Here is a 25,466-nt window from a genome sequence, read left to right on the forward strand (position 1 = left end):
ATGGGAATACATCGTTGTCGTTATCAACACCGTCGTTATCCAAATCCCAATCAGAGTTATCACCGATACCATCCATATCACCATCGGCCCATTCACTGGCATCAAACACAAACGCATCAATATCATTGGTGAAACCATCGTTATCCATATCATCATCAAGGCTATCAATAATGCCATCAGAATCTGAATCTAAGCCAATATCTGTAGCTTCATAGAATTGAATACGTGGAGTGATAGCCATATACCAGATAGGCTCGGAACCATAATTCCAGGCTTCGCTATTTCGTTCTTCATACTCAATGACATAAACTCGATTACCCACTTGTTGAATAGGAACCCATATTCGTTTGCGCACTGGACTACAATCCCAGTCATCTGGGTTACAATCGGCATGCCAATTTCCATTAGCATCCATGTACGCGGTCATCTCAGCAGAGTTCAAGTCTCCCCAGTTCAACTGCCATCTATCCCATCTTGCACCGTAATTCGATAAGTCAGCATTTGCACCCCATACTCGGGTCGCGGTACCATCATCTTGTAAACGATAACCAAATATCTCATTTGGATCGAAGTTACCTTCATCATCAAACGCATCAGGGTTAGTTAAGCTGAAACCGTTTTGGGCAAAGTTATTCATTAATGGGTCAAGCGTAGCATCACTCATTGGCGCAATCAGTTGATAGGAGCTGGTCTTAATGCCGTTGTTTTCAGTGACCACTAATACTTCATCAATTTGGGCAAAGTCTTGATAACGAGTTAGCGTGACTGTTCCGCCATTTGGATACACCATTTCTAATGAGCCATTGTTCAATGACCAAGTAAAGCCGGTTTGACTAATCAAGTTACTGGCACTGTAATCAGCAACAAATTCAGCAACATCAGCTGCCAAACGCCATTGCGCATCATCAAAAAACTCATCCAAGTTTGAAGGCATTGCCCAACTGCTATCGGCAATTTCACTTTCAATAAAGTCGATTGCGACCATTGATGACAAATCTACTAATTTCAAAGAGTCAGAATCATCTACGCTAGTGACCGGGTTATCTAAGCCTACTAACTGTTCTTGTTCCCATTCTTGGGTAAAGCGGTACTCTGTGGTAGAGGTCACCCACAAGGTTTGCTCTGTACCGGCATCGACTGCCAACTGCCATTTTCTCGACGTTACTGTGTACAAGATTTCAAGCTGATACTCACCATTTGCATTGACAAAATCATCTGCAACTTGTTGAGTAACAACGCCACTATCCGCCAATTCATACGCAGTTAAATAGGTGGTTGCTTCAATTGGAGCATCCAAGGTCATCACTAGCTCATCGTTTGCTTGTATATAACTGAATGATGTTGTTCCTGCCGAAGATATATGCTCACCATTACCATTATTAAAGGTATATTGACCACCTGAAGTTGTACCTAATCTAATACTTGGCTCAGCTCCTTCACTCTCTGCTAAGTGAATATAATTCGCTTTTAATTCGGTCGAAGTAAATGTCATTACTGAGTTAATCTCGGCATCATCTGGGGCGATATCAAGGTCGTTATCGACACCGTCACCATCTCGATCAGTATCGGCATTATCACCAATACCATCACCGTCCAAATCTGACCATTCATTATCATCTAATGGGAAGGCATCTTCATCATTAGCTACGCCATCGCCATCTTGATCTGGGTCTACCGAATCAGGAATGAAATCACCGTCAGTATCAACATAATTAAACGCGGCTTCAATTTCAGCCTTAGCCGTTGCATCAAATAGTACAACAGTTTCTAATGCCGAGCCTGCGGGTACGTAATGACCACGTCGAACAATTGATTGACCCACTTCGGTCTCACTATCTTCGATTAGGAACATATGAGCTTCGTCTTGTTCCCTATCATATTGTTCATTGATAGCATCAGGTACAGTGAAACGATAAACCGTATTAGCGCCAACTTGCGCGGTTGTTACCGCAACTTGAGCAACTATTTCAGAGTTTCCTTCATGCGAACGTTCTACAAATACAGCGCTTAAGTTAGCACCGTTAATCGTGCCATCATCTGAGGAAAAATATGCTTGCATAGAACCATATTCATCGCCACCAATCCAAGTACCTGCGTAAAAATCATTCGCAGAAGTACCAGTTGATAGAACAACATCATTCATTGTTTCTGCTGGAGTAAACCCAGGGTCCCAACTAATTGGTATAGCATTATCACAAATTAAATTATCAACAAACCATTCGGCCCAATTATCATCACACCAGAACTCGTAAGTATCATTCGCGGCAGTGACACTAGTGAAATATCCTGTTGCGTTAGCAGAGAATGTATCCGACTCAGCCATTACTAACGAAAACTCTTCGCCAAGAATACCGACCATTGAATAACCTTCAAGGCTGAGTTCTTCAAAGTCTAAGTGTAGGGTTTCATTATTGTCAGATAAGACTAAGGTTTCACCATCTGCAACATAACCTGAGGCAGTTAATAGGTCTGAGCCTATGACTATACCTTGGTCAGTTACCAACATATCTTCACTAGATTCATTTTCAACAACCCAAGCTGAGCTTTCTGAATCATAGTAGTAAATAACTTCTTCTTGGCTATCAATTAGATCGCCTTTATCGAAGAAAACTTCGCTGATTTCACCGTTTTCTTCTTCAATATCACCTTCGAACCAGCTAACGCCACTAGCCATCGCTGCTTGTTCATTTACTTGGGTTATACGAGTCGCGTAAATATTGCCAACTTCGGTACAGTTTTCTTCATCATCAAATTCGCTAAAAGAGAATGTTAAAGAGTCAGTGTTGGCATCATAAACGCCATCTGTTGACACAAACGAGCCATCGTTAAATGAGAATGTTCCATCTGAATTGATTGTGCCATTGATTCCTTCTCCTTCAATACCAGCATTTTCTTGGCCGACAATGTGAAGATCTGGAGTATTCATAGTTATAACTACAATATCGGCTTCCACAGGTTCTGGCTGACATTGACCTTCAATACCTGTTTGCGTGTATTGTTGTTCGATCAACCAACGATCATTCAAATCAAAGCTATAGCCATCACAAGCGTCGCCGACACCATTATTATCAGTATCTAATTGATCTTCATTTGCTATCGCAGGACAATTATCAGCATTGTTACCTATAGTGTCGCCATCAGTATCTACAGTTTCCGTAGCATCTTCAGGGAATGCATCGGCATTATCACCGACACCATCTTCATCAGAATCCATCGTTTCTGTAGAATCATCAGGGAAGGCATCAGCATTATCGCCCACACCATCTTCATCAGAATCCATCGTTTCGGTCGCATCATTCGGGAATGCATCAGCATTATCACCTACGCCATCTTCGTCCGAGTCCATCGTTTCTGTGGCATCATGAGGGAAGGCATCAGCATTATCACCGACACCATCTTCGTCCGAGTCCATCGTTTCTGTGGCATCATTCGGGAAGACATCAGCATTATCACCGACACCATCTTTGTCCGAGTCCATAGTTTCTGTGGCATCATTCGGGAATACATCAGTGTTATCACCGACACCATCTTTATCAGAATCTATCGTTTCTGTGGCATCATTAGGGAAGTCATCAGCGTTATCGCCGACACCATCTTCGTCCGAGTCCATAGTTTCTGTGGCATCATTCGGGAATACATCAGTGTTATCACCGACACCATCTTTATCAGAATCTATCGTTTCTGTGGCATCATTCGGGAAGGCATCAGCGTTATCACCTACGCCATCTTTGTCAGAATCTGCTGTTTCAGTTGCATCAGTCGGGAATACATCAGCGTTATCACCTACACCATCCTCGTCAGAATCCACAGTTTCTGTGGCATCATTAGGGAAGGCATCAGCGTTATCGCCTACGCCATCTAAGTCGGTATCTACACTTTCAGAAGCGTCATAGTCAAAGGCATCATTAGTATTTAATACCCCATCATTATCGATGTCATCATCACTAACATCAGCAATAAAATCACCATCAAAATCAGCTGGATTACTACTTGCATCAAGAGGGTCTGAATTTACCGATAGTTCGTCAATATCAGAGTATTGATCGTTATCATCGTCAAGATCGGCATTGTTACCTATACCATCTAAATCGGAATCTAACCATTCATTGATATCAAGTACAAAGGCATCGTCAACATCAAGAACACCATCATTATCATCATCATTGTCGGGTGTTAAACCGCCGCTATCGGCAAGACCATCACCATCGGTATCGACAAATGTTTCACTTGGTACAGCAGGGTCATTATCATCAGGGTCTTGCTCGGTGGGCCAACCATCGTTATCGGCATCAACTGCATCAAACTTAGTTGCATCTAATGGGAAGTCATCGTCCGCATCAAGCACACCATCGTTATCATCGTCGGTATCACAAGCATCACCAAAAGCATCGTCATCAGAGTTCACTTGGAAGGTATTGGCAATTAAAGGACAGTTATCGGTATTATTACCCACGCTATCTTTATCGGTATCAAAACGCTCAGATGGGTCAAGAGGTAAGGCATCAACATTATCAAATACACCATCACCATCGGTATCATTTTTTAATGGGTCTGTGCCCAATAACATTTCAGTTTCATCGGCTAAACTATCGCCGTCGTCATCAATATCGTAGTAATTGGCAATACCATCTTTATCGGTATCTATTGAGGCTAAACCGTCAAAAGGAAATAAGTCATCCGCATTGGCAACATTATCTCCATCAATATCGGTATCGCTATTATCACCAATACCATCCATATCCAGATCTTTTGACTCACTAGCGTCTAACGGGAAGACATCATCAACATCGACTACGCCATCATTATCATCATCATTATCGGGGGCTAAGCCACCGATATCAGCTTGACCGTCGCCATCGGTGTCAATGAAGTCAATACCTGGATTATTGGCATCACTGTCATTGGGATCTTGGCCAACAGGCCAATTATCGTTGTCTTCATCTATTGCATTGGAGCGTGTGCTATCTAATGGAAAATCATCGGCATCATCTAATACGCCATCATTATCATCATCGGTATCGGCGTTATTGCCTATACCGTCTAAATCGGTATCTGTGGTTTCTGTAGCATCGAATGGGAAAGCATCGCTGTCATCATTGACACCATCATTATCATCATCATTATCTGAGCGTTCCGTATCAATGGTTGTGGTCCGAACACCGTCGACAACAATATAAGCTACATCGGGCATGCCATCTTGGTCAAAGTCACTATCTGCTGCGGCATCTTCCGGATAAGCATCTTGAGAGTTTAAAACACCATCACCATCAATATCGGGAGAAGTTACTGCAGGTGAAAGCTCAATAACTTCTTCACTCGCTTCAAAAGCTGTGGTGTCGGTTGCGGTATTACCCGTTTGTGCCATTTCTTCAAGGATGAGTTCTTTTACATCACTTACCGTTCTGCCTTCGGGATCATTGGGAATCGGTAATGTTGCAGGGTCTTGCTCAAATATTTCCAAAGCCGTTGTAGGATAACTAGGCGTTTCGACACCATCTACTGCACCATCAATTGTGCCATCAGACAAATCGGCGGCTAAATCATCAATAATGCTATCAGTGGTAATATCTGAATCACCACTCAATTGTTTAATTTGATAAACCACGGCAGTTAACGCTTCTACCGCACTTCGATAAGCAGTAGTTGAAGCTTGTTCTTCAGCTGACTCGGAATTTTCATTAATCAGTGGCGGGGTATTGAAAAGATCGACATCGTCGCCCAGACCAAAACCAAGGGTGGATTTTACTTGCTCTTGTGCAATGGGGATTGCCGCTAAAATCTCAGTATTCGTAACTGTACCATCATTGTTTCCAGTATATGGTACGACATTTGAATCGGCATTTTTAAAAATAAGCGAAACGGTCATATCTGTTAATGGAGTAGCAAATATTTGCTGACCATTTGATAACATCTCATCCGTTAATAGAGTTTTCATGACTTCAATAACCGGATATTGGCCGGTGGTAATATCTGTCGTGCCTTCTGTAGCACTGAATTCTAGAATATAAGGAGGAGAGAGAGGAAAAGGCAGAGATAGATTTTCTATTTGAGCTGACTCATCGGTATTACCGGTACCGACAATCGTACCAAGGAAGTTTTCATTGTCAGGGTTTATGGTATAAACGGTAACATTAGCGGCAGCCAAAGGTCCTTTTACACCACTACCAACAATCGTTAATGTGTCAGGGTCGGGCTCAGGCTCAGGTTCGGGCTCTGGCTCTGGCTCAGGTTCGGGTATAATAATAGGATCAGGTGGTGGCTCCAAATCGCTGTGACAACCATAAATAAAGGTTACTGATAGAATAAGGAATAAAATTTTGACATATTTAGAGATAGCATTGTGCAGGGTGAGCATAGTGATAAGTCCCTTTGTTTGTTATTTTTTGTATTTATTTTTTAAATGCAAGGTACATTCGAATCTTTACATTTTTTTTATAATAAAATAATGTAGGCGTTTCCTGATCAAAAATCAACCATAAACGTTACACTTAATTACATTTAACAGTATGTGTTCAATAATCTATTTTATACTTTACGTTTTATAGTGACTGTGACTAGCGGGTTAGGCCTATATAAGAATTACTTGAATAAAAGATGGGGTTTATTTAGGTTCCCATTAAAATTTGAGCGATCACTAATGGTTGATGAAAATTAGTTGTTCACTAAACATGGGTCTTCTCGGATTAATTAAGTGATAGAAAAAGGCATGAGACCTATGGATTTTTGGCATATTGAATGCCCCACCCCCCGAAATAAATGAAAAATTTAGTGGGTGTATGAGAAATAATAAATGCTATTTTGTCGAGTTGACGAGTATTTAAATAGGCCTAGAATCTAGTTAATTATTTCGTTCTTGTATAGTGTTCGCTATATTGCGTAGACACATTAATTTTGATAGTCGGTTTATTTCAAACAACGGTGATTAAATCTAATGATGAAATATAGCAGATATATATAGCAGCATGGAATTTGATGAGAAACAGCCCACGCTCAATGAGATGAAAATGGTGTCTTCCCCACCATCGGCTAAAGTATATTCTTTGTCTTTAATCTTAGCTTGTTTAACTTATGTATTTGCTAAAGGAGTAATTTGTTTTGCCATGATGTACCAATGAAAAGATAAAATATGTGGTTGGTACAACCGATGGTATATTAAACGTTGGATAGTGTGAAGTTTGCTTGGTTCTACTTGGACATGGAAACACCTTGAAACCACTATTTTATCTGGATTTAAAGGGTGTTTTGGACTTGCTTGCAAGTAAAAAAGGTCTTATATTGTTAAAAGTGATATTCCGTAAAATATAACCATATTAATAACACATGGAGAGAGTTATGAAAATTGCCAGCATGATTATGCTTTTGCTCTTGTTAAGTTTCCCTATCAAGTCATATGCCCTTGGTGGCTGGAAACAGGTAGGTAATATAAGTGGAAAATCGACATTAGAAGCTTTAAGACATGGCGCTTGTCTTTGGGTTAACACCTCAAAGAATGGCAAAGTCACTCGACGATACCAGGTTATCAGCAAAAAAAAAGGCGAACGGATAATCATTTATCAAAATCAAAGAGTTTCTAAATGTTAGGTAATTAACAAATTATTTTTCAAGTTCGTTGTTGTCCTCGTCGTCGAGATTTGGGCAACACTTGAAAATTTGATATCAGCCATGGACCGGAACTTTGAAATAGGGGAATTAAGCTTTGTCTAAATCGGCCTAAATGGTTGTACTACATGATGAAAATGGTGGGCCTTCCCAGACTTGAACTGGGGACCTGCCGATTATGAGTCGGATGCTCTAACCAACTGAGCTAAAGGCCCATTTTCACATATTTGGCCTAGGGTGTTCTACGCGTTAATCAGTCTAATCAAAAGAGTAAACCAATAAAGCGCGTGCAGTATAAGCATTTTTTATTTTGTTGTCACCTAATGAACTTTAAATAATTGCATTTTTTTCACTGACAGCTCACTTATCAAACAATTTAGCTTCACCGAACACTAAAATCGGTAAGTAAGCCCAATACTCACTTCAGTTTGAAACCAAATATCACTTGATATATATATTGCACAAGTTTCAAGTTCACAAAATATGGCACTGTTTGAGTTAAAGAAGGTGCCATATAAGCGGCTGTCTAATCTTAAGCTAAGACGTTCACTTAGTGCTATTTTACTCGCTAAGCCAATATTCACAGAGAAACGTGTTTCATTACTCATTTGATTGTCTTTCGGGTCAAGGTGAGTTAAACCAAAACCACCTGCGACATAAATAGGTATTGGCCCCTCAGTAATAGGTACATTACCGCCGATGTGTGCATAGGTGATACCAAGGCCGGTATTACTCGCAGAGAAGTCATCAGCTTGTGAGAAACGTGTATTGTAATGACTTATTAAAAATTCACCTTGTCGCTGACGATCAAAGGACCAAGCGGTTAATAAGCCGTAACTGGTGTCATCACTTAATTCTATGCGGTTATACACTTTATCTGTAGTGGTATCAAAGTCACCACCAAAGCGATAGCCGATGAGTGGGGTAATCTCAAAGTTTAGTGCTTGTTTGGCCACTGAGGGCGTAGAGATGATGGCAAGTATACAAACGAGAGTGACAATAACGCGCATAAAAGTTCCTTAGGGTAAAAGCAAAAAAGAGTAAGCTAATTATACCTACTGGTATAACTAACTTACTCTTTTTAATGTCTATTTAAAACAGAATTTAAAATACTATTTTAAATTCTTACTATTTACTCACCATCTAAGAAGCTTTTAAGCTGCTCTGAACGAGATGGGTGACGTAATTTACGTAACGCTTTAGCTTCAATTTGACGAATACGTTCACGTGTAACATCAAATTGCTTACCTACTTCTTCCAAAGTATGGTCAGTATTCATATCAATACCAAAACGCATTCTCAGTACTTTAGCTTCACGAGCCGTTAAGCCGGCAAGTACTTCATGAGTAGCGCCTTTAAGGTTCTCTGAAGTCGCTGAATCAACTGGAAGTTCACCACTGCCATCTTCAATAAAGTCACCTAAGTGTGAATCTTCATCATCTCCGATTGGCGTTTCCATTGAAATTGGCTCTTTAGCAATTTTCAATACTTTACGAATTTTATCTTCCGGCATTACCATGCGTTCAGCTAATTCTTCTGGCGTAGGCTCACGGCCCATTTCTTGTAACATTTGACGAGAAACACGGTTTAGCTTGTTAATCGTTTCAATCATATGTACTGGAATACGAATGGTACGCGCTTGGTCAGCAATAGAACGGGTAATTGCTTGACGAATCCACCACGTTGCATAAGTTGAGAACTTATAACCACGACGGTATTCAAACTTATCAACGGCCTTCATTAAACCGATGTTACCTTCTTGAATTAAATCAAGGAACTGTAAACCACGGTTAGTGTATTTTTTAGCAATGGAGATAACTAAACGTAAGTTTGCCTCAACCATTTCTTTCTTAGCACGACGTGCTTTTGCTTCACCAATTGACATACGACGGTTAATGTCTTTAATACCGTGTATGTTTAGGAACGTTTCTTCTTCAATTAGGTTTAGTTTGTAGATACAGCGTTCAACATCAAGTTCAATATCAACTAATTTAGTTGAATATGGCTTACCCGCTGCTTTTTCTGCTTCAAACCATTCTTTTGAGGTTTCATTACCTGGGAATAATTTGATAAAGGTTGTTTTAGGCATGCTTGCACCAACAACACAGTGTTTCATGATCAAACGTTCTTGAACACGTAATCGGTCCATCATGCTGCGCATGTTTTTAACTAACTTATCAAATAACTTAGGGATCAAACGGAATTCTTTAAAGACTTCAGCTACGGCATCGATAGCTTCTTGAGCATCGTTATGACCACGACCTTTGGTCTCTATTATCTTATTTGCTTTCTCATACGCTTCGCGTAAAGCGGTAAATTTCTCACGAGCTAATTCAGGGCAAGGACCAGTATCTTCTTCTTCCTCATCCTCTTCTTCCTGTTTTGACTTATCTTCATCAGCAAGATCTGCTTTTGACAGTTCACTACCCACGTGTGTAGCTGCAGGAGCAACTTCTTCTTCCGCATCGGGGTCTAAAAAGCCAGTGATGATATCAGTTAAGCGAAGTTCTTCCGCTTCAAAGTTATCCCACATGTCTAATAAGAAGTTTATCGCAGGTGGATATTCTGAAACACTACGCTGAACTTCTCTGATGCCTTCTTCTATACGCTTAGCGATAACAATTTCGCCTTTACGCGTAAGCAATTCAACGGTACCCATTTCACGCATGTACATACGAACAGGGTCTGTAGTACGACCAATTTCACTTTCAACGGTAGCCAGTGCTTGAGCTGCAGCTTCGGCTGCATCTTCATCAGTATTACCTTCACTCATCATCAAGGTATCTTGATCAGGTGCATTTTCAAATACTTGAATGCCCATATCGTTAATCATACTAACGATATCTTCAACTTGATCAGAGTCGATAATGTCTTGTGGAAGATGATCATTAACTTGAGCAAATGTTAAATAACCTTGTTCTTTGCCTTTGGTTATCAACTCTTTAAGTCTAGATTTAGGGGCTTGTTCCATTGACGAGTGTCCACCTGTATTATATAAATATGGGATGTAAAATATGCACTTAAATATTAGCAAAAGCTAATAAATGGCGTAATAAAGCCGGAAATTATAGCGAATTTTCATGACAGTTACCAGCTAATATCCTGTCTTAATCGCTTGGTGAAATTTCAAACCAATATTATGGCTCTAATCTCATTATTGCTTGCTAAGTATAGTCAAAACTGGGAGTTAAGCGTTTAGTATTGCTTGTAACTCTTGTTTTTCTTCAGCAGTCATTTGTCCAGCGCGTGCTTTTTGTAATAACACTTCAGCGCGTTGCTCAACAAAGTTATTTAGTAGCTTTTCAATACTATCAAGAAAAACATCGGTCGCGGCATCCGCTTCGACATGATGCTGCCAACACATCAACTTAGCTAATTGTGTTCCTTGTTCTGTACCACGAAAATATTCAAGTAATTGCGCCGATTTAATATCAGGGTTTTTCTGACAAACAGCTAACACCTGCATTAATAACGGTATTCCGGGTGCTGTTAATGGCTGCAAGACACTTATCTCACCTAAGCTATTTGCTATATGGGGGTGCTCTAACAATAAAGCAAGAGCTAACCTTACAGGCGTAACTTTTGTGCTGATTTTTTTCTTAGGCTTTACCACGTCACCTTTTATATTCTTGGTGAATTTAGCTAAAAACTGCTCACTACCCGTACCAAAATTATTCGCTATCTCATTAAGCATGGCATCTTTTAAAATGCTATCAGGAAGCTTAGCTAAAAAGGGTTGAAATGATTCAACTAAAGCCGCCCGCCCTTCAAGAGAGCTCATATCAACTTGTTGCATTAATTGTTCAAATAAAAACTTTGATAACGGCATGGCACTATCGAGCATACCTTCAAAAGCTTGTTGCCCTTGTGCCCTAATCAATGAATCAGGGTCTTCACCATCGGGGAGAAAAACAAATTTTAACGAAAAGCCATCACGAATTAGTGGCAATGAATTTTCCATGGCGCGCCATGCGGCATCTCGCCCTGCTCTATCACCATCGTAACAACACACCACATTAGGTACAGTACGAAATAGCGTTTGTAACTGCTCAAAGGTAGTTGCCGTGCCTAATGAAGCAACAGCATAGTCTACGCCATGCTGAGCTAACGCCACCACATCCATATAACCTTCAACGACAACCAGTCGCTTAAGTTGTTTATTGGCTTGTTTCGCTTCATGCAACCCATAAAGCTCTTGGCCTTTATGGTAAATACGCGTTTCAGGAGAGTTCAAATATTTAGGTTTTGCATCACCTAATACTCGGCCGCCAAATCCTATCACTCGGCCACGTTTATCACTAATAGGAAACATGATACGACCACGAAACCGATCATAAGGTCGCTTTTTATCGCCCGCAATAGCCATGCCTAAATCAATCAATTGCTGGTTGGCTTGACCATTATTTGAGAAGGAATTCATCATACCGTCCCATGCATCACTAATGTAGCCTATACCAAAGCGCTTAACGACTTCGCCACTTAGGCCTCGGCCTTTTAAGTAATTAATAGCCGTTTCTTTATCGCTAGCCACTTTCAATTGTTGCTGAAAAAACTGGCTTATTTTCGACATCAACTCATAATCATCTTGCTTTTGCTGATAAACTTGTTGCTGTCGGCGCTGCTCTGCCGGACTGGCAGTATTTTCCTCTCGAACTACGTCCATACCACAATGAGAAGCAAGTTCTTCTACCGCATCAACAAAATCGAGACGATCAAATTCCATCAAAAAGGAAATGGCATTACCGTGTTCGCCGCAGCCAAAGCAATGATAGAATTGCTTATCTTGACTGACGGTAAAGGAGGGGGATTTTTCATTATGAAATGGACAACAAGCTTGGTAATTTTTGCCGGCTTTTTTTAACGGCACTCGACTATCTACCAGATCAACAATATCTGCTCGGCTTAATAAATCATCTATAAATTGTCGGGAAATGCGTCCAGCCATAATGTTTAAAAATCATCGTCAAAGGGAAAATATCACATGACTATTCTACACAATACTCGTAAAAAAATCATAAAAAAACCGTAACAGCCAAAGCCATTACGGTTTTATTTAATGTATTAAATATTGTGTTAACTATGATGCATTAAGTGCCGCTCTAACTTGACCGCTTACTGCGCCCATGTCGGCTTTACCTTGCATTAAAGGTTTTAACACCGCCATCACTTTGCCCATGTCAGCCATAGTGGCTGCTCCAGACTCAGTAATTGCTTTACTTATTAATTCACTAATTTCTTCTGCACTTAGCGGTTGTGGCATAAAAAATTCGATAGCAACGACTTCAGCTGCTTCTTTTTCTGCCAATTCATCACGACCACCTGCACTGAACATTTTAATTGACTCTTTACGCTGTTTAACCATTTTGGTAAAAACAGCAATAATATTGTCATCTGTTGGTTCGGTTTTGTGATCAATTTCTGCTAGTTTTATTGCAGAAAGCGCCATGCGAATAACACCAAGACGTAACTTGTCTTTGGCTCGCATAGCAATTTTCATTTCATCTTTGAGTTGTATTAGAAGTGACATCTATCAATCTCTTAGAATAGTTATACTAAGATAATTCTTAGTACATGCGAACGCGACGAGCGTTCTCACGAGAAACTTTTTTCGCAGCACGTTTAACAGCAGCGGCTTTCTTACGTTTACGTTCCCAAGTAGGCTTTTCATAAGATTCGCGACGACGAACTTCTGAAAGGATTCCTGCTTTTTCACATGAACGTTTAAAACGACGTAATGCAACGTCAAATGGTTCGTTTTCTCTTACTTTAATTACTGGCATGTACTTTATTACCTTAGGGTAGCTATATAAATTGGTGACTGATTTCGACTGAACAATACAAATATTTGCAATGTTTGCCTCATCCACACCCACTCTATTAAAAATTGGTGACGTATTCTACTTCTAAGCAGATAGGAATGTAAAGATTAATTTAGCTAATATCAAGAACAATAGACTAAATCCGCTGGTACAGAACTGGCAAACACGGTAAAATTGTCGTGTTTGTATTTATGGTGCTTAAAGCAGGTAAATACGAGTTAACATTCCTACTTTTTTTGAGACTATATTTATGCGTATTTTGGGTATTGAAACTTCTTGTGATGAAACTGGCATTGCCATTTATGATGATGGTCAAGGCGATCGTCCACAAGGTATACTTGCTCATCGCTTATATAGTCAAATTGCTGTGCATGCTGATTATGGCGGCGTGGTACCAGAGTTGGCCTCACGAGACCATGTTCGTAAGACTATACCTTTAATAAAACAAGTTTTAGCCGATGCCAATCTTACCCCCGAAGATTTAGACGGTGTTGCTTATACCGCGGGTCCGGGTTTAGTCGGTGCACTTCTAGTAGGTTGCTCTATTGGCCGAAGTTTAGCTTATGGCTGGGATTTACCTGCGGTGCCAGTACATCATATGGAAGGTCATCTATTAGCTCCTATGCTCGAAGATGATGTACCTGAGTTCCCTTTTGTCGCTTTATTAGTCTCTGGTGGCCATACCATGCTAGTTCGTGTCGACGCTATTGGTGAATACAAGCTACTCGGTGAGTCGGTTGATGATGCCGCTGGTGAAGCGTTTGATAAAACAGCTAAATTGCTTGGTTTAGATTACCCTGGCGGCCCTGCCCTTGCCAAGATGGCTGAAAGCGGTCTAGCCGGACGTTTTAAATTACCTCGCCCTATGACAGACAGACCCGGTTTGGACTTTAGTTTTAGTGGTTTAAAAACAGCCGCGGCTGTTTTAGTACGTAAAGAATGCATTAATATCGAGCCGGCTTTATCTGAAACACAACTAAAACAGACACACGCAGATATTGCTCATGCTTTTCAACAAGCTGTGATAGATACCTTAGCGATAAAATGTAAGCGCGCCTTACAACAAGAGAAATTAAGCCGTTTAGTGATTGCGGGTGGTGTCAGTGCTAATACTGCTTTACGTGAGAAACTTGCCCTGACGACTAAAAAACTTGGTGGCAGTGTATTCTATCCTCGCCCTGAATATTGTACCGATAACGGCGCTATGATTGCGTATGCTGGTTTGCAACGATTAAAAGCAGGAACAGATGCGGATTTAACGTTCAAAGCTAACCCTAGATGGCCACTGGATTCACTTCCGCCATTAAAGTAATTAACAAAAGATGAATAAGCCGTCAGTCCTGAGTTATGTACGCTCTGATTAGGACAACGGCGCTATGATTGCTTATGCAATTATCAAAAGTAAAGGCAACGTTTAAAAGCGGGAACAGATGCCCTGTCTAAAGGTCAGAACGTTCAAAGCTAATCCAAGATGGCCACTGGATTCACTTCCTCCATTAAAGTAGTTAACAAAAGATGAGTAAGCCGTCGGTCCTGAGTTTTCTCCGCTCTGATTAGGACAGTCGGCACTATGATTGCTTATGCAATTATCAAAATCAAAGGCAACGTTTAAAAGCGGCAATAAATGCGGATTTAACCTTTAAAGCTAACCCTAGGTGGGCTTTAGATTCACTAGCACCGGTTAGCTCATCACTCAATATAGAGAACTAAAATAGACGGTACCGCTATTAATACTACAGCGACTGACTACATTTTATGGGTGATTTTACTTTCTGTCCCTTTAAGTAAGCGTTTAATATTATCTCGGTGGCGAAATATTATTAACGCGCTCAACATCAAGGTTGGATAAACATACAAAGGTTTTAATAAGTACACAAAGAGTGGCGCAGTAGCGACAGTGATAATGGCCGCTAGACTAGAGTATTTAGTCAATTTAACCACTAAAACCCAAGTAATAATTAACAGTCCTCCCAATGTAAATCCCATTGGTAGCAATGTCCCCAGAGCCGTCGCAACGGCCTTGCCTCCTTTAAAGTTGAAAAATATAGGATACATATGCCCTAAACAAGCAGCCATACCAATAAAGCCTAGGTAAAGCGAATCAATCTTTAAAAAATACGCCCCCCATACAGGTATCGTGCCCTTAAGAATATCTAAAAATAATACTGTGGCGGCAGTGAACTTAGTACTTATACGTAAGACGTTGGTTGCCCCTGGATTTTTCGAGCCTGTCGTTCTTGGATCTGGCAACCCTAAAAATTTACACACCAATATTGCACTAGAAATAGAGCCTATTAAATAAGCAAAAATTGTCATGGAAAGGGTGAGTAATATCATCTAAATGAGAAAATCCATTATTGAGCACAAAAGAAGAATTATTATTCTATCTTCATCTCTGCTAGTTTTTCTACCACTTCGCAGGTAAAATCGCTGTTTATTGTGTAACAATTGCATAGCGACTGCAATAGTTCTCTAACAGTCTTCTCACAGCATAATAGGTAAGTCATGGATAAGGTGTTCATAAAAGGTTTAAGTATTCAAACCACCATTGGTTTTTTTCAATGGGAGAAAGAGATAAAACAAACCTTGGTTATTGATGTTGCCATGGGTTGGAATACGGCCAATGCAGCAGTAAATGACGAGCTTGCTAAAACCTTAGATTATGCTGACATTTCAGTGGCGATAGAGCGCTTTGCCAATGATAACCCCGTTGACTTAATTGAAACACTTGCCGAGCGTATGGCAAGCTTTTTAATGACGCAATACCATATTCCCTGGTTAAAGCTGTTCATTGGTAAACCGGGCGCGGTACATAATGCGCAAACCGTTGGTGTAGAAATAGAACGTGGCTGTCAAACCACAGAGAAGCCACTTTAATGGCCCAAATCTATATCTCACTAGGTAGTAATATTGAACGTGAACATTATGTAAAACAAGGTCTATTGTCTCTGGCGAAAGAGTTTTCACTACCGTTTGAACAATTAGCTTTATCTTCATTATTTGAATGTGAAGCGATCGGTTTTCACGGCCCTACCTTTTACAACATGGTAATAGCCCTCAATTGTTCGCACAATGTTGAGGAAGTGACGACAATATTGCGCGCCATTGAGTTTTCTCATGGCCGTGATCATAACGCCAAAAAATTTAGTCCGCGTACCCTAGACTTAGATCTACTATTATACGAGGATTTAATTATTGACCAGCCTGCGCAGCTGCCACGTGATGAAATAACCAAGAATGCTTTTGTTTTATGGCCGCTAAGTCAAATTGCCCCACAATTGAAGCACCCTATTTTAAAAAAAAGCTATCAAACATTATGGCAAGATTATAATAAAAGCAGCCAACAACTTAGCATTGTCGCTAATTGCTGGTAGTGTTGCCCCGCATTTAAATTTCACATCTAAAGTTAAAGGATAACTAACGATATATGAGTACCCTAGAAATTATCATCTTAGCCTTATTACAGGGCTTAACCGAATTTTTACCTATTTCCAGCTCAGCCCACTTAATTTTGCCCTCGCAAATATTAGGTTGGCAAGATCAGGGTTTAGCCTTTGATGTCGCTGTTCATGTTGGCACTTTATTGGCGGTAGTATTGTATTTTCGTAAAGAAGTTGGTGCCATGGCCGTCGCTTGGTGCGGTACTGTCGGTATTGGTCCTGAAAAAGGTAAGCAAAGTTTTGATGGTAAACTTGCCTGGTGGATTTTATTTGCCACCATTCCAGCAGGTTTATTTGGCTTGTTAGGTAAAGATTTTATCGAAGCACACTTACGCTCTGCCCTAGTGATTGCCGCGACAACTATACTGTTTGGCTTTCTGTTAGGTTTTGCCGATATTAAAGCGGGTAAACGTATTGAACATAAACCGCTAGAGAAACTAGGTTTTAAAGGCGCAATGTTAATTGGTTTAGCACAAGCTATCGCCTTAATTCCGGGAACATCTCGCTCAGGTATTACCATGACCATCGGCTTAATGCTGGGTTTAAGCCGTGATAACGCCGCTCGTTTTTCCTTTTTACTTTCTATTCCCGCCATAACAATGGCGGGAAGTTACTTAACGTTAAAGTTAGTTTTATCCACTGAAGCCGTCGACTGGTTTGCCATGGGGTTAGGAAGCCTTATTGCTTTTGTCAGTGCCTATGCTTGTATTCACTACTTTCTTATTTTATTAGACAAGTTAGGGATGATGCCCTTTGTTATCTACCGCTTAATTTTAGGTGTTGGCTTATTATGGTTCATATTAGGGTAACGGCTTTAACTTGTCTGAATGAAAAACAACCAATAAATTTTTAGCTATCGATCATTTAAAATCAATGATTGAAAAATCGATAGCTAAAAAATCACTATCAATACACTCGAGAATAAATATGATTGCCATTACCTTAGATAACTTTCAACAAGCGGTTGTAGAAGCGTCAAAAAGCAAATTAGTACTTGTCAGCTTTTGGGCGCAAAAAGTGCCTGAAAGTGTTGAACTTAGAGATAAACTAGCCGCCAGACTATCAGGACTAGATGATTACATCAGCTTGGCAACGGTTGACTGTGAAAGCCAAGAGCAAATCGCTCAGCAATTTGGTATTCAAGGACTGCCAACGGCTATCTTACTAAAAGATGCCCAACCCCTTGATGGTATTTCGGGACCACAAGATGATGCTAGCCTAGGTGAATTTTTAGATAAGCATTTACCTAAAGCTGAAGATATATTGTTAGGGCAAGCGAAAAATGCTCTTGATGAAGAGCAATTAACCGAGGCACAAACTGCTATCACCAAAGCCTATAACATTGATAATAGTCGTGCAGACATTAAATTAGTCTTAATTGATGTTTACTTACAAACGGGAAAAACAACGGCAGCAAAAGCATTATTAGATACCATAATGATGGTTGATCAAGATAGTGACTATCAAGCGTTAGTGGCTAAAGCTGAGCTAGCAGAGCAGGCAGAGAATTCTCCTGAAATTAAAGCCTTAGAAGCACAATTAGCGGCAACCCCTGATGATATTAACCTCAGTCAGCAACTTGCCGCACAGTATAGCCAAGTTAACCGTCAAGCAGAGGCGCTAACAATATTATTTCGTTTAGTTCAAGCTGGCGATGAAAGTACTAAAGACAAAAGCAAAGAGTTATTTCTCGATATATTGAAAGCGCTACCTGATGGCGAGCCACTGGCCGCAAAGTTTCGTAGAAAACTATATACCTTAATGTACTAATCAATATCAAGGGCATACACAGAAGTTTAGCTGCATAAGTAGATTATTTAGTTAAGATCGTTAACCTGTGGTGCCCACTGGCTGGTTCCTGTATGCGCCATATGATTAACGCCTTGTTCAAATATTTTCTTACCAACATAGTTAGAGCGCTGAGGCCGGCTAACTAGGAAGCCTTGAATATGCTGGACACCTAAAGACCTTAGCATTTCTAATTGCTCCACTTGCTCAATACCTTCAGCAACTATATTCAAATCAAGCTTTTTTGCCATATCTACAATCGAGTGCAATATTTTATTGTACTTACTATTATTCATCGCTTCAGAAACAAAAATCTTATCGATTTTTAATACATCTACAGGTAAGTTAGCTAAAATTGATAATGAGCTAAAACCGGTACCAAAATCGTCGATGGCTATCAAAACCCCTTTAGCGCGCAGGTTTTCCAACATAGTAAATAATTTATCGGAAGCGTCAATAAAACAACTTTCCGTAATTTCCAACATCAATGAACGTGGCGGCAAGCCCGCTTTCTCAAGGCTCTCAAAAATCCAATCATCTAAAGGTTTATGTTTTAGCTGAATTGCTGAAAGATTGACTGAAATACGTGCATTTCTCATGCCCGCGTTATACCAAGCCGACATTTGACGACAAGCCTCATCAAGAATCCAATCGCCTAACTCGAGAATTAAATTAGAACTTTCTGCAATGGGAATGAACTCATCGGGGGTAATGGTACCTTCAACAGGATGCTGCCAACGAACTAAGGCTTCAAAATAAATTATGCCATAATCATCAATATCAATGACCGGCTGAAAGGTTAAAAAGAAGTTTTTCGAATCGATGGCCGCACGCATTTCATCGAGTAAGTAATGGTAACGACGCATACTAGCGCCCATTTCAGGAGAATAAATGCGATAAACGCCACGACCGTCCGTTTTAGCGCGATACATAGCAACATCGGCCATTTGTATAAGTGCATAAGGCGTCGCTGCGCTATCTGGGTATATCGCAATGCCAATACTTGCGCTAATTTTGATTATTTTAGTCCCTAAAATAAAATCCCTCTCTAACTCTTTAAGTACATCAATAGCAACACCAATCGATTGTTCAGGGCTTTCTAACTCTCTAATAAACATAGTAAATTCATCACCACCTAAGCGTGATAAATTGTACTCTAGTACACTATCATCCTGTTTAAAATTAAGTTTTTTACGACGCACAATAGACTTTAATCGCTCGGCAACCTGAATTAACACTTCATCACCAAAAGAATGCCCATAAGAGTCATTAACCGATTTAAAGCCGTCAAGATCAATAAAAAGCAAGGCACTTTTTATGCCTTTTTTCTTCGAAATGATAAGTTGCTTATTAATATGATCTAAAAAATGATAACGATCGACAAGTTTGGTTAGCTTGTCACAGAAATTATACTCTTCCGCTTTAAGTTGGTATTCCTCACTTATCTTTTGCAAATAATTCAATGAATTGGTAAGAGAATGTAGATTGGCTGAATTTTCATTTACACTACTATCTAATTGATAAGTAGAAATAATACCATCAACTTTATGACAAAGCGGGGTGATTTTTTTAATCATATTTTTGTGGTAATAAAGGGCATTAACCACAACTGAAGTCAGTGCCATCAGAAGTAAAGCCGTTACCGGAATGGCTATATCAATAAACGAGGAGATTAAAAGATTTTCAAAGGGTAATACCCTAATTTCAGTTGCTTTTTCTTCTAAGGTTATAAATATTTCACCTTGATATAAGTAACTTTTCGGCATCAGCAGCACGGTTGACATTAATTTATCAAAACGAGTCAAGTTAACTAGTTCCGTTTTGTTAACGGTAATAATTTCATTATTATCAGATAACTTAGCGGGATTTTTTGCCATAGAAGTAATGAGGAGTAAGTAAACTAAGAGTAAAAACACTGAAACAAAAAGTGTATTTAACTTCCATGTTGACGCTTGATGACTTTCCATAACTAAACCCGACAATGAGAAACTATAATATATATCACGAATTAACTCGAAAACAATCCATAATAAAACCAATAAAAACAATAAAAGCAAACTTTAATTAAATTTCATCCAATATTAAGGCAAGTGCTCACTCGCTAAATAGTCGTGTGATTGCATCTCTTGTAGACGGCTCAAACAACGTTTAAATTCAAAGGCTAAACGCCCGCCGCTATACAAGTCTTCTAAAGCAAGTTCAGCTGACATAATTAATTTAACATTACGTTCGTAAAACTCATCCACCAAAGCAATAAAGCGGCGAGTAGTATCATCGGTGTCTGGTCCCATCTTTTTAACATTAGCCATTAATACGGTGTTATACAGTTGACTTATTTCCATGTAATCACCTTGGCTACGGGCACTTTCACACAGCACTGAGAAGTCAAAATAGACCACACCATCACTGACCAACACAGTTTCTAATTGACGGTGATTAATCTCGATAGATTGCCCAGCTTTACCTTCATCGGGTGATAATTGCTTAAAGTAGTGGCTTAAATTTTCATCTGCTTGCGCATCCAGTGGATAATGAAATATTTCTGCCTGCTCTAACGTTCTTAACCGATAATCAACACCGCTATCAACATTAACAATCAGGGTATGCTCGTTTATCAGCCTTATCGCCGGTAAAAATCGCTCTCGTTGTAAGCCATTTCGATACAGTTCATCTGGAATTATATTAGAGGTCGCCACCAAGGTTACATTGTGAGCAAATAACTCTTCAAATAAAGTGCCAAGAATCATAGCATCGGTAATGTCGGAGACAAAAAACTCATCAAAACAAATTATCTGTGTTTCGTCAGCGAATTTTTTCGCGATCAATTTAAGTGGATCAGATTGCCCCGTAAGCGTTTTTAACTCTTGATGAACTCTGTGCATAAAGCGATGAAAGTGCACCCGCATTTTATTATCAAACGGTAAACTTTCAAAAAAAGTATCCACTAAGTAGGTTTTACCCCGCCCGACACCGCCCCAAAAATACAAACCTTTAACCGGTTTTACTTCTTGCTTCTTATATATTTTTTTCCAGCGATTCAGTACTTTTTTAAAACCTGAAACCGCTAAAGGTTTACTTTGTAAATCGTCATATAAACGTTGCAGATGCATAACAGCATTTTCTTGTGCCGCATCGAAAAAAAAATCATCCCGGGTTAAATCTTGTTTATACTTATCAATAGGTGAGAGTTTTATCATTGAGAGCCTATGTTATTTAAAACGTAACTTTATTGGTGAACATGCACTTGAAAAATAATTTTTTACTACGATATTCTAACTTAGTAAATTGTTTTGATGATAGTATAATCTATCTCGGCGTTATATTAATACCCGTTTCCATTCAAAGTGCCTTGAATTGAAATTGCTCAAGCACTCTGAAACCTGCATCTTGATTGATAACGGGTATATACCCAACAGTTTAATTTCTAAATACAATGTAAGGTAAACCCTATGAATGTAGTAATAGCTCTAGTCATTTTTATCATCGGCGGTATCGCTGGATTTTTTGCAACACGCCTTCTTTCTAGCAGCAGCCAAGAGCAACGTAAATTAGCGGAGCAAGTTACCAAAAGCGAAGCCGCATTGGATCAATACAAGCTTGATGTTGCCGATCATTTATCAACTTCTGCCAACTTACTGGAACAAATGAACAGTACTTGCCAAACAGCAATGAAACAGATGCAAGAGAGTACTCAATTGTTACAAAGAGCCACTACCGTTGAAGTTGATGGCATGCCATTCTTCTCTGCCGAAACTCAGCAGCAACTAGCACAAACAGCGACATTACGGCACCAAAAACGTCATGTAGAAACAGCTACCAACGTAACCGAGCCCCCGCTTGACTATTCAAATGAGCAAAGTGGCTTATTCGATGGTCAGCAACAAAAACTTACAACTGCAGAGTAAAATGACATAAAAAACACTGAACTAAAGTATTTTAATTCAGTCTATTTTGGAGTAATTATAAAAGTTAACAGATACGGGTTAACTTTTTTTATTGGTATTTTTTATTGATATAACAATAAATCTCGGAGCACTCTTAAATATGAAAAACTCATCTAAACTATCCCAGCGCAGCAAATCATCTACCTACGCTAAATTATCTGTTGTTATCAGCGCAGCCATACTCTCATCAACTCTTGCGTTAACTAGCGCCCCGGTACTAGCACATTTGCCAAGCCAAGTTGATGGTCATTTAATGCCAAGTTTGGCTCCTATGTTGGAGCATGCCACCCCTGCCGTTGTCAGTATTTCTGTCGTCGGTACTCATAAAGTAGCGCAACAAAACGTGCCCGAGGCTTTTCAATTTTTCTTCGGTAATAAAGGCCAAGGGCCCGCGCAAGAACGAGCATTTCGTGGTTTAGGCTCAGGTGTCATAATTGATAGTGAGAAAGGTTATATTGTTACCAATAATCATGTCATCGAAAATGCTGACAAGATCATGATCACCTTAAAGGATGGTCGCCAGTTAGAAGCAAAGAAATTAGGCAGCGATGCCAAAAGTGATATTGCCTTACTACAAATTGAGCCAGACAACTTAAGAGACATTAAACTCGCTGACTCAGATAAACTGCGCGTTGGTGATTTCGCCGTGGCTATTGGTAGTCCATTTGGCTTGGGGCAAACCGTAACGTCAGGCATTGTCAGTGCGTTAGGGCGTACTAATTTAAATATTGAACACTATGAAGATTTCATTCAAACCGATGCGGCCATCAATAGTGGTAACTCTGGTGGCGCTTTGGTTAATTTACGCGGTGAATTAATTGGTATCAATACTGCCATTATTGGCCCAGGTGGCGGTAATGTCGGCATTGGCTTTGCTATCCCCAGTAATATGATGCACAACCTAGTGCAGCAAATTATTGAATTTGGCGAAGTACATCGTGGCATTCTTGGCGTATCTGGTCGCAGTGTTAACAGCGAGATAGCCAAAGCGATGGAGCTTGAGGTTAGTCAAGGTGGCTTTATTGAACAAGTAATGCCAGATTCTGCCGCTGATGAAGCAGGTATTAAAGCCGGCGATGTCATTGTCGCTATGAATGGTAAAGCGATTAAAAGCTTCTTAGAGTTACGCGCTAAGATTGGTTCAATTGGCGCAAATAAAAAAGTTACCTTAACGATAATAAGAGATGGTGAAGAAGAAGTCTTCACGGTGAAATTAAAGCAAGATCAAAGTGCTGATATTAGCGCTGCCAGTATTCACCGTATGTTAGATGGCGCTCAGCTGGATAATGACACTAAAAACAAAACTGTAATTATAGAGCAAGTTGCCGAGGGTTCCCCTGCACAAATGGCCGGTTTACAAGCAGGTGACATTATCACCGGCGTTAACCGCAGTCGTATTGAGGATATCGCGCAACTACGTGATTACCTTAAAGGTAAGACCGGTGTATTAGCCTTAAATATTGTGCGTGATAATCATGCTCAGTACATCATGATTCGTTAAATACTGTTCAATAAAACATGAGTAACAATTAAATAATAAATACTCAAGCAAACTGTAAGCTGATTAAATTGATAAGACCTTAGTATAAAGTCGAACTCAGTCTCATCAGCTTTTTTTATGTTACACTGAAATTATTGGTGCAAAACAACATAAGATAGCCTTTGAAAATCATCTCTTCAATAAAATATACCCTGACAGCAATCAGTTACGGCGTGTTACTGGCCTTAGTTTTATTACTACTTATCCCGGGTATTGTACCTGGCTTAAATGAAACCAGTTTAGTGAGCAGTCTATTTAAGGGCAGCCAAGCACAACAAGCACCGTTATCATTTGCTAAAGCCGTTAGTATCTCCAGCCCTGCGGTTGTTAACATCTACTCGGAACAAATTGAAGTTAACCCTCAATATGGCCGAAAAGCCCGTAAAAGCACCCGTTTAGGCTCCGGGGTAATAATGGATAGCCATGGCTATATTTTGACTAATCTGCACGTCATTCGCCAAGCAGATCTTATCCAAGTACTACTACAAAGTGGTCAAGTCTATCCGGCTGAATTAATAGGCTTTGATCATTATACTGATTTGGCCGTTTTAAAAGTTGATGCCAGTAATTTACCGGTCATTCCGCAAAAAGAGCAACAAACCTCATTAGTCGGTGATATTGTACTCGCGATTGGTAACCCATTAAATTTAGGGCAAACCGTTACTCAAGGCATAATTAGTGCCACGGGTCGAAATGGGCTGAGTAACACCAGTTATTTAGAGTTTTTACAAATGGATGCTGCCATCAATGAGGGTAATTCAGGCGGTGCACTGATCAACAGTAACGGTATTTTGGTCGGTATCAATTCAAGAAAATTTACTCAGTCAAATCCGCAATTGACCATCCAAGGTATTTTCTTCGCTGTACCTTATCAATTGGCTTTTAAGGTCATGCGTCAAATTATTGAAAATGGCAAAGTAGTACGTGGCTGGTTGGGTATTTCCACCAAAAATTACCATAGAGAATTAAAAGGCTTTGTTGTTGATGAAGTGATGGATAATAGCCCAGCACAAGCTGCTGGTATCCAAATAGGTGATATAGTTTATCAGATTGATAACGAGTCAATTAAAAGCGTAACTCACGCCCTGGATATCATTGCTGAAACAGAGCCAAATACCGAACTTAGCTTTAAAATTTATCGACAAGGTAATGCGATTGAAAGGCGAGTAAAAATTATAGAGCTAAATAATTAAGTTTTAACTTTTTTCTCAAGACACAAAAAAGGCAGACGGTATTAACTACCGTCTGCCTTTTATATATAAGGTATTAGTTAGGTATTCGTTAGATACTAGCTAATATTAAATAAACATTAACACGCGTTACTATTACCTTTACT

Annotated in this window: 18 protein-coding genes and 1 tRNA gene; 9 read left to right on the forward strand and 10 right to left on the reverse strand. The window is 39.8% G+C overall.

The genetic code is table 11. The features are described from left to right. A partial coding sequence (locus F580_RS26830; RefSeq protein ID WP_051092059.1) for a thrombospondin type 3 repeat-containing protein occupies positions 1–6,355 on the reverse strand: 6,355 nt, incomplete at its 3' end. A 977-nt stretch (positions 6,356–7,332) separates the two neighbouring features. On the opposite strand from F580_RS26830, the gene F580_RS0107405 reads away from it, so the two are divergent. Further along, positions 7,333–7,581 carry a hypothetical protein gene (locus tag F580_RS0107405; protein ID WP_019027075.1) on the forward strand — a complete coding sequence of 83 codons (249 nt, stop codon included), beginning with the start codon at positions 7,333–7,335 and terminating at the stop codon, positions 7,579–7,581. Positions 7,582–7,737: 156 nt separating this feature from the next. Here the strand turns inward: F580_RS0107405 and F580_RS0107410 are convergent. The 6 genes from F580_RS0107410 to rpsU all read right to left on the reverse strand — a co-directional run bounded on the left by F580_RS0107410 (position 7,738) and on the right by rpsU (position 13,379). Next, positions 7,738–7,814: transfer RNA gene (locus tag F580_RS0107410), tRNA-Ile, on the reverse strand. A 177-nt stretch (positions 7,815–7,991) separates the two neighbouring features. Continuing rightward, complete coding sequence (locus tag F580_RS0107415) at positions 7,992–8,609, reverse strand: outer membrane beta-barrel protein (protein WP_019027076.1); 618 nt, start codon at positions 8,607–8,609, stop codon at positions 7,992–7,994. Between the two features lie 122 nt (positions 8,610–8,731). Then, entirely contained in the window at positions 8,732–10,570 is a 1,839-nt protein-coding gene (rpoD, locus tag F580_RS0107420) for an RNA polymerase sigma factor RpoD (protein ID WP_019027077.1), read from the reverse strand. A 216-nt stretch (positions 10,571–10,786) separates the two neighbouring features. Beyond that, positions 10,787–12,544, reverse strand: a complete 1,758-nt coding sequence (gene dnaG, locus F580_RS0107425; RefSeq protein ID WP_019027078.1) for a DNA primase — start codon at positions 12,542–12,544, stop codon at positions 10,787–10,789. A gap of 132 nt (positions 12,545–12,676) precedes the next feature. Next, the gene (locus F580_RS0107430) at positions 12,677–13,126 is read right to left on the reverse strand and encodes a GatB/YqeY domain-containing protein (protein WP_019027079.1); all 450 of its coding nucleotides are present in this window, start codon (positions 13,124–13,126) and stop codon (positions 12,677–12,679) included. Positions 13,127–13,163: 37 nt separating this feature from the next. Then, entirely contained in the window at positions 13,164–13,379 is a 216-nt protein-coding gene (gene rpsU / locus F580_RS0107435) for a 30S ribosomal protein S21 (RefSeq protein ID WP_011045067.1), read from the reverse strand. A 289-nt stretch (positions 13,380–13,668) separates the two neighbouring features. Here rpsU and tsaD point away from each other — a divergent pair, with 289 nt between their 5' ends. Beyond that, complete coding sequence (gene tsaD, locus F580_RS0107440; RefSeq protein ID WP_019027080.1) at positions 13,669–14,730, forward strand: tRNA (adenosine(37)-N6)-threonylcarbamoyltransferase complex transferase subunit TsaD; 1,062 nt, start codon at positions 13,669–13,671, stop codon at positions 14,728–14,730. A 434-nt stretch (positions 14,731–15,164) separates the two neighbouring features. Here the strand turns inward: tsaD and plsY are convergent, their stop codons facing one another. Continuing rightward, complete coding sequence (gene plsY / locus F580_RS0107445) at positions 15,165–15,755, reverse strand: glycerol-3-phosphate 1-O-acyltransferase PlsY (protein ID WP_040357059.1); 591 nt, start codon at positions 15,753–15,755, stop codon at positions 15,165–15,167. Positions 15,756–15,923: 168 nt separating this feature from the next. Here plsY and folB point away from each other — a divergent pair, with 168 nt between their 5' ends. The 4 genes from folB to F580_RS0107465 all read left to right on the forward strand — a co-directional run bounded on the left by folB (position 15,924) and on the right by F580_RS0107465 (position 18,628). Continuing rightward, complete coding sequence (gene folB, locus F580_RS0107450; RefSeq protein ID WP_019027082.1) at positions 15,924–16,295, forward strand: dihydroneopterin aldolase; 372 nt, start codon at positions 15,924–15,926, stop codon at positions 16,293–16,295. Beyond that, a complete protein-coding gene (gene folK, locus F580_RS0107455) occupies positions 16,295–16,792 on the forward strand; it encodes a 2-amino-4-hydroxy-6-hydroxymethyldihydropteridine diphosphokinase (protein WP_019027083.1) in 498 nt (165 codons plus the stop codon). The genes folB and folK overlap by 1 nt, the downstream gene beginning before the upstream one ends. A gap of 53 nt (positions 16,793–16,845) precedes the next feature. Further along, positions 16,846–17,667: an undecaprenyl-diphosphate phosphatase gene (locus F580_RS0107460; RefSeq protein WP_019027084.1), complete on the forward strand. Its 822-nt coding sequence runs from the start codon at positions 16,846–16,848 to the stop codon at positions 17,665–17,667. Positions 17,668–17,785: 118 nt separating this feature from the next. Further along, a complete protein-coding gene (locus F580_RS0107465) occupies positions 17,786–18,628 on the forward strand; it encodes a tetratricopeptide repeat protein (protein WP_019027085.1) in 843 nt (280 codons plus the stop codon). A 47-nt stretch (positions 18,629–18,675) separates the two neighbouring features. Here the strand turns inward: F580_RS0107465 and F580_RS0107470 are convergent, their stop codons facing one another. Both F580_RS0107470 and zapE read right to left on the reverse strand, forming a co-directional pair. Beyond that, on the reverse strand, positions 18,676–20,613 hold the full coding sequence (locus F580_RS0107470) for a putative bifunctional diguanylate cyclase/phosphodiesterase (RefSeq protein WP_040357071.1): 1,938 nt from the start codon (positions 20,611–20,613) through the stop codon (positions 18,676–18,678). 114 nt (positions 20,614–20,727) lie between these two features. Continuing rightward, the gene (gene zapE, locus F580_RS0107475) at positions 20,728–21,843 is read right to left on the reverse strand and encodes a cell division protein ZapE (protein WP_019027087.1); all 1,116 of its coding nucleotides are present in this window, start codon (positions 21,841–21,843) and stop codon (positions 20,728–20,730) included. Positions 21,844–22,095: 252 nt separating this feature from the next. On the opposite strand from zapE, the gene F580_RS0107480 reads away from it, so the two are divergent. The 3 genes from F580_RS0107480 to F580_RS0107490 all read left to right on the forward strand — a co-directional run bounded on the left by F580_RS0107480 (position 22,096) and on the right by F580_RS0107490 (position 25,323). After that, positions 22,096–22,551, forward strand: coding sequence for a Z-ring associated ZapG family protein (locus tag F580_RS0107480; RefSeq protein WP_019027088.1), 456 nt, complete (start codon positions 22,096–22,098; stop codon positions 22,549–22,551). A gap of 139 nt (positions 22,552–22,690) precedes the next feature. After that, a complete protein-coding gene (locus F580_RS0107485) occupies positions 22,691–24,091 on the forward strand; it encodes a Do family serine endopeptidase (protein WP_019027089.1) in 1,401 nt (466 codons plus the stop codon). A 161-nt stretch (positions 24,092–24,252) separates the two neighbouring features. Then, on the forward strand, positions 24,253–25,323 hold the full coding sequence (locus tag F580_RS0107490) for a trypsin-like peptidase domain-containing protein (RefSeq protein ID WP_019027090.1): 1,071 nt from the start codon (positions 24,253–24,255) through the stop codon (positions 25,321–25,323). Positions 25,324–25,466: the final 143 nt, after the last annotated feature.

Source organism: Colwellia piezophila ATCC BAA-637, from assembly GCF_000378625.1.
Taxonomy (GTDB): domain Bacteria; phylum Pseudomonadota; class Gammaproteobacteria; order Enterobacterales; family Alteromonadaceae; genus Colwellia; species Colwellia piezophila.

Bases quoted from the DNA above. Each gene is read 5' to 3' on its own strand.
- F580_RS0107430 (WP_019027079.1), bottom strand. From the start codon at position 13,126: ATGTCACTTCTAATACAACTCAAAGATGAAATGAAAATTGCTATGCGA.
- F580_RS0107485 (WP_019027089.1), top strand. From the start codon at position 22,691: ATGAAAAACTCATCTAAACTATCCCAGCGCAGCAAATCATCTACCTAC.
- rpsU (WP_011045067.1), bottom strand. From the start codon at position 13,379: ATGCCAGTAATTAAAGTAAGAGAAAACGAACCATTTGACGTTGCATTA.
- zapE (WP_019027087.1), bottom strand. From the start codon at position 21,843: ATGATAAAACTCTCACCTATTGATAAGTATAAACAAGATTTAACCCGG.
- F580_RS0107470 (WP_040357071.1), bottom strand. From the start codon at position 20,613: ATGGAAAGTCATCAAGCGTCAACATGGAAGTTAAATACACTTTTTGTT.
- F580_RS0107460 (WP_019027084.1), top strand. From the start codon at position 16,846: ATGAGTACCCTAGAAATTATCATCTTAGCCTTATTACAGGGCTTAACC.
- dnaG (WP_019027078.1), bottom strand. From the start codon at position 12,544: ATGGCTGGACGCATTTCCCGACAATTTATAGATGATTTATTAAGCCGA.
- folB (WP_019027082.1), top strand. From the start codon at position 15,924: ATGGATAAGGTGTTCATAAAAGGTTTAAGTATTCAAACCACCATTGGT.
- F580_RS0107415 (WP_019027076.1), bottom strand. From the start codon at position 8,609: ATGCGCGTTATTGTCACTCTCGTTTGTATACTTGCCATCATCTCTACG.
- folK (WP_019027083.1), top strand. From the start codon at position 16,295: ATGGCCCAAATCTATATCTCACTAGGTAGTAATATTGAACGTGAACAT.
- F580_RS0107405 (WP_019027075.1), top strand. From the start codon at position 7,333: ATGAAAATTGCCAGCATGATTATGCTTTTGCTCTTGTTAAGTTTCCCT.
- plsY (WP_040357059.1), bottom strand. From the start codon at position 15,755: ATGATATTACTCACCCTTTCCATGACAATTTTTGCTTATTTAATAGGC.
- F580_RS0107465 (WP_019027085.1), top strand. From the start codon at position 17,786: ATGATTGCCATTACCTTAGATAACTTTCAACAAGCGGTTGTAGAAGCG.
- tsaD (WP_019027080.1), top strand. From the start codon at position 13,669: ATGCGTATTTTGGGTATTGAAACTTCTTGTGATGAAACTGGCATTGCC.
- rpoD (WP_019027077.1), bottom strand. From the start codon at position 10,570: ATGGAACAAGCCCCTAAATCTAGACTTAAAGAGTTGATAACCAAAGGC.
- F580_RS0107480 (WP_019027088.1), top strand. From the start codon at position 22,096: ATGAATGTAGTAATAGCTCTAGTCATTTTTATCATCGGCGGTATCGCT.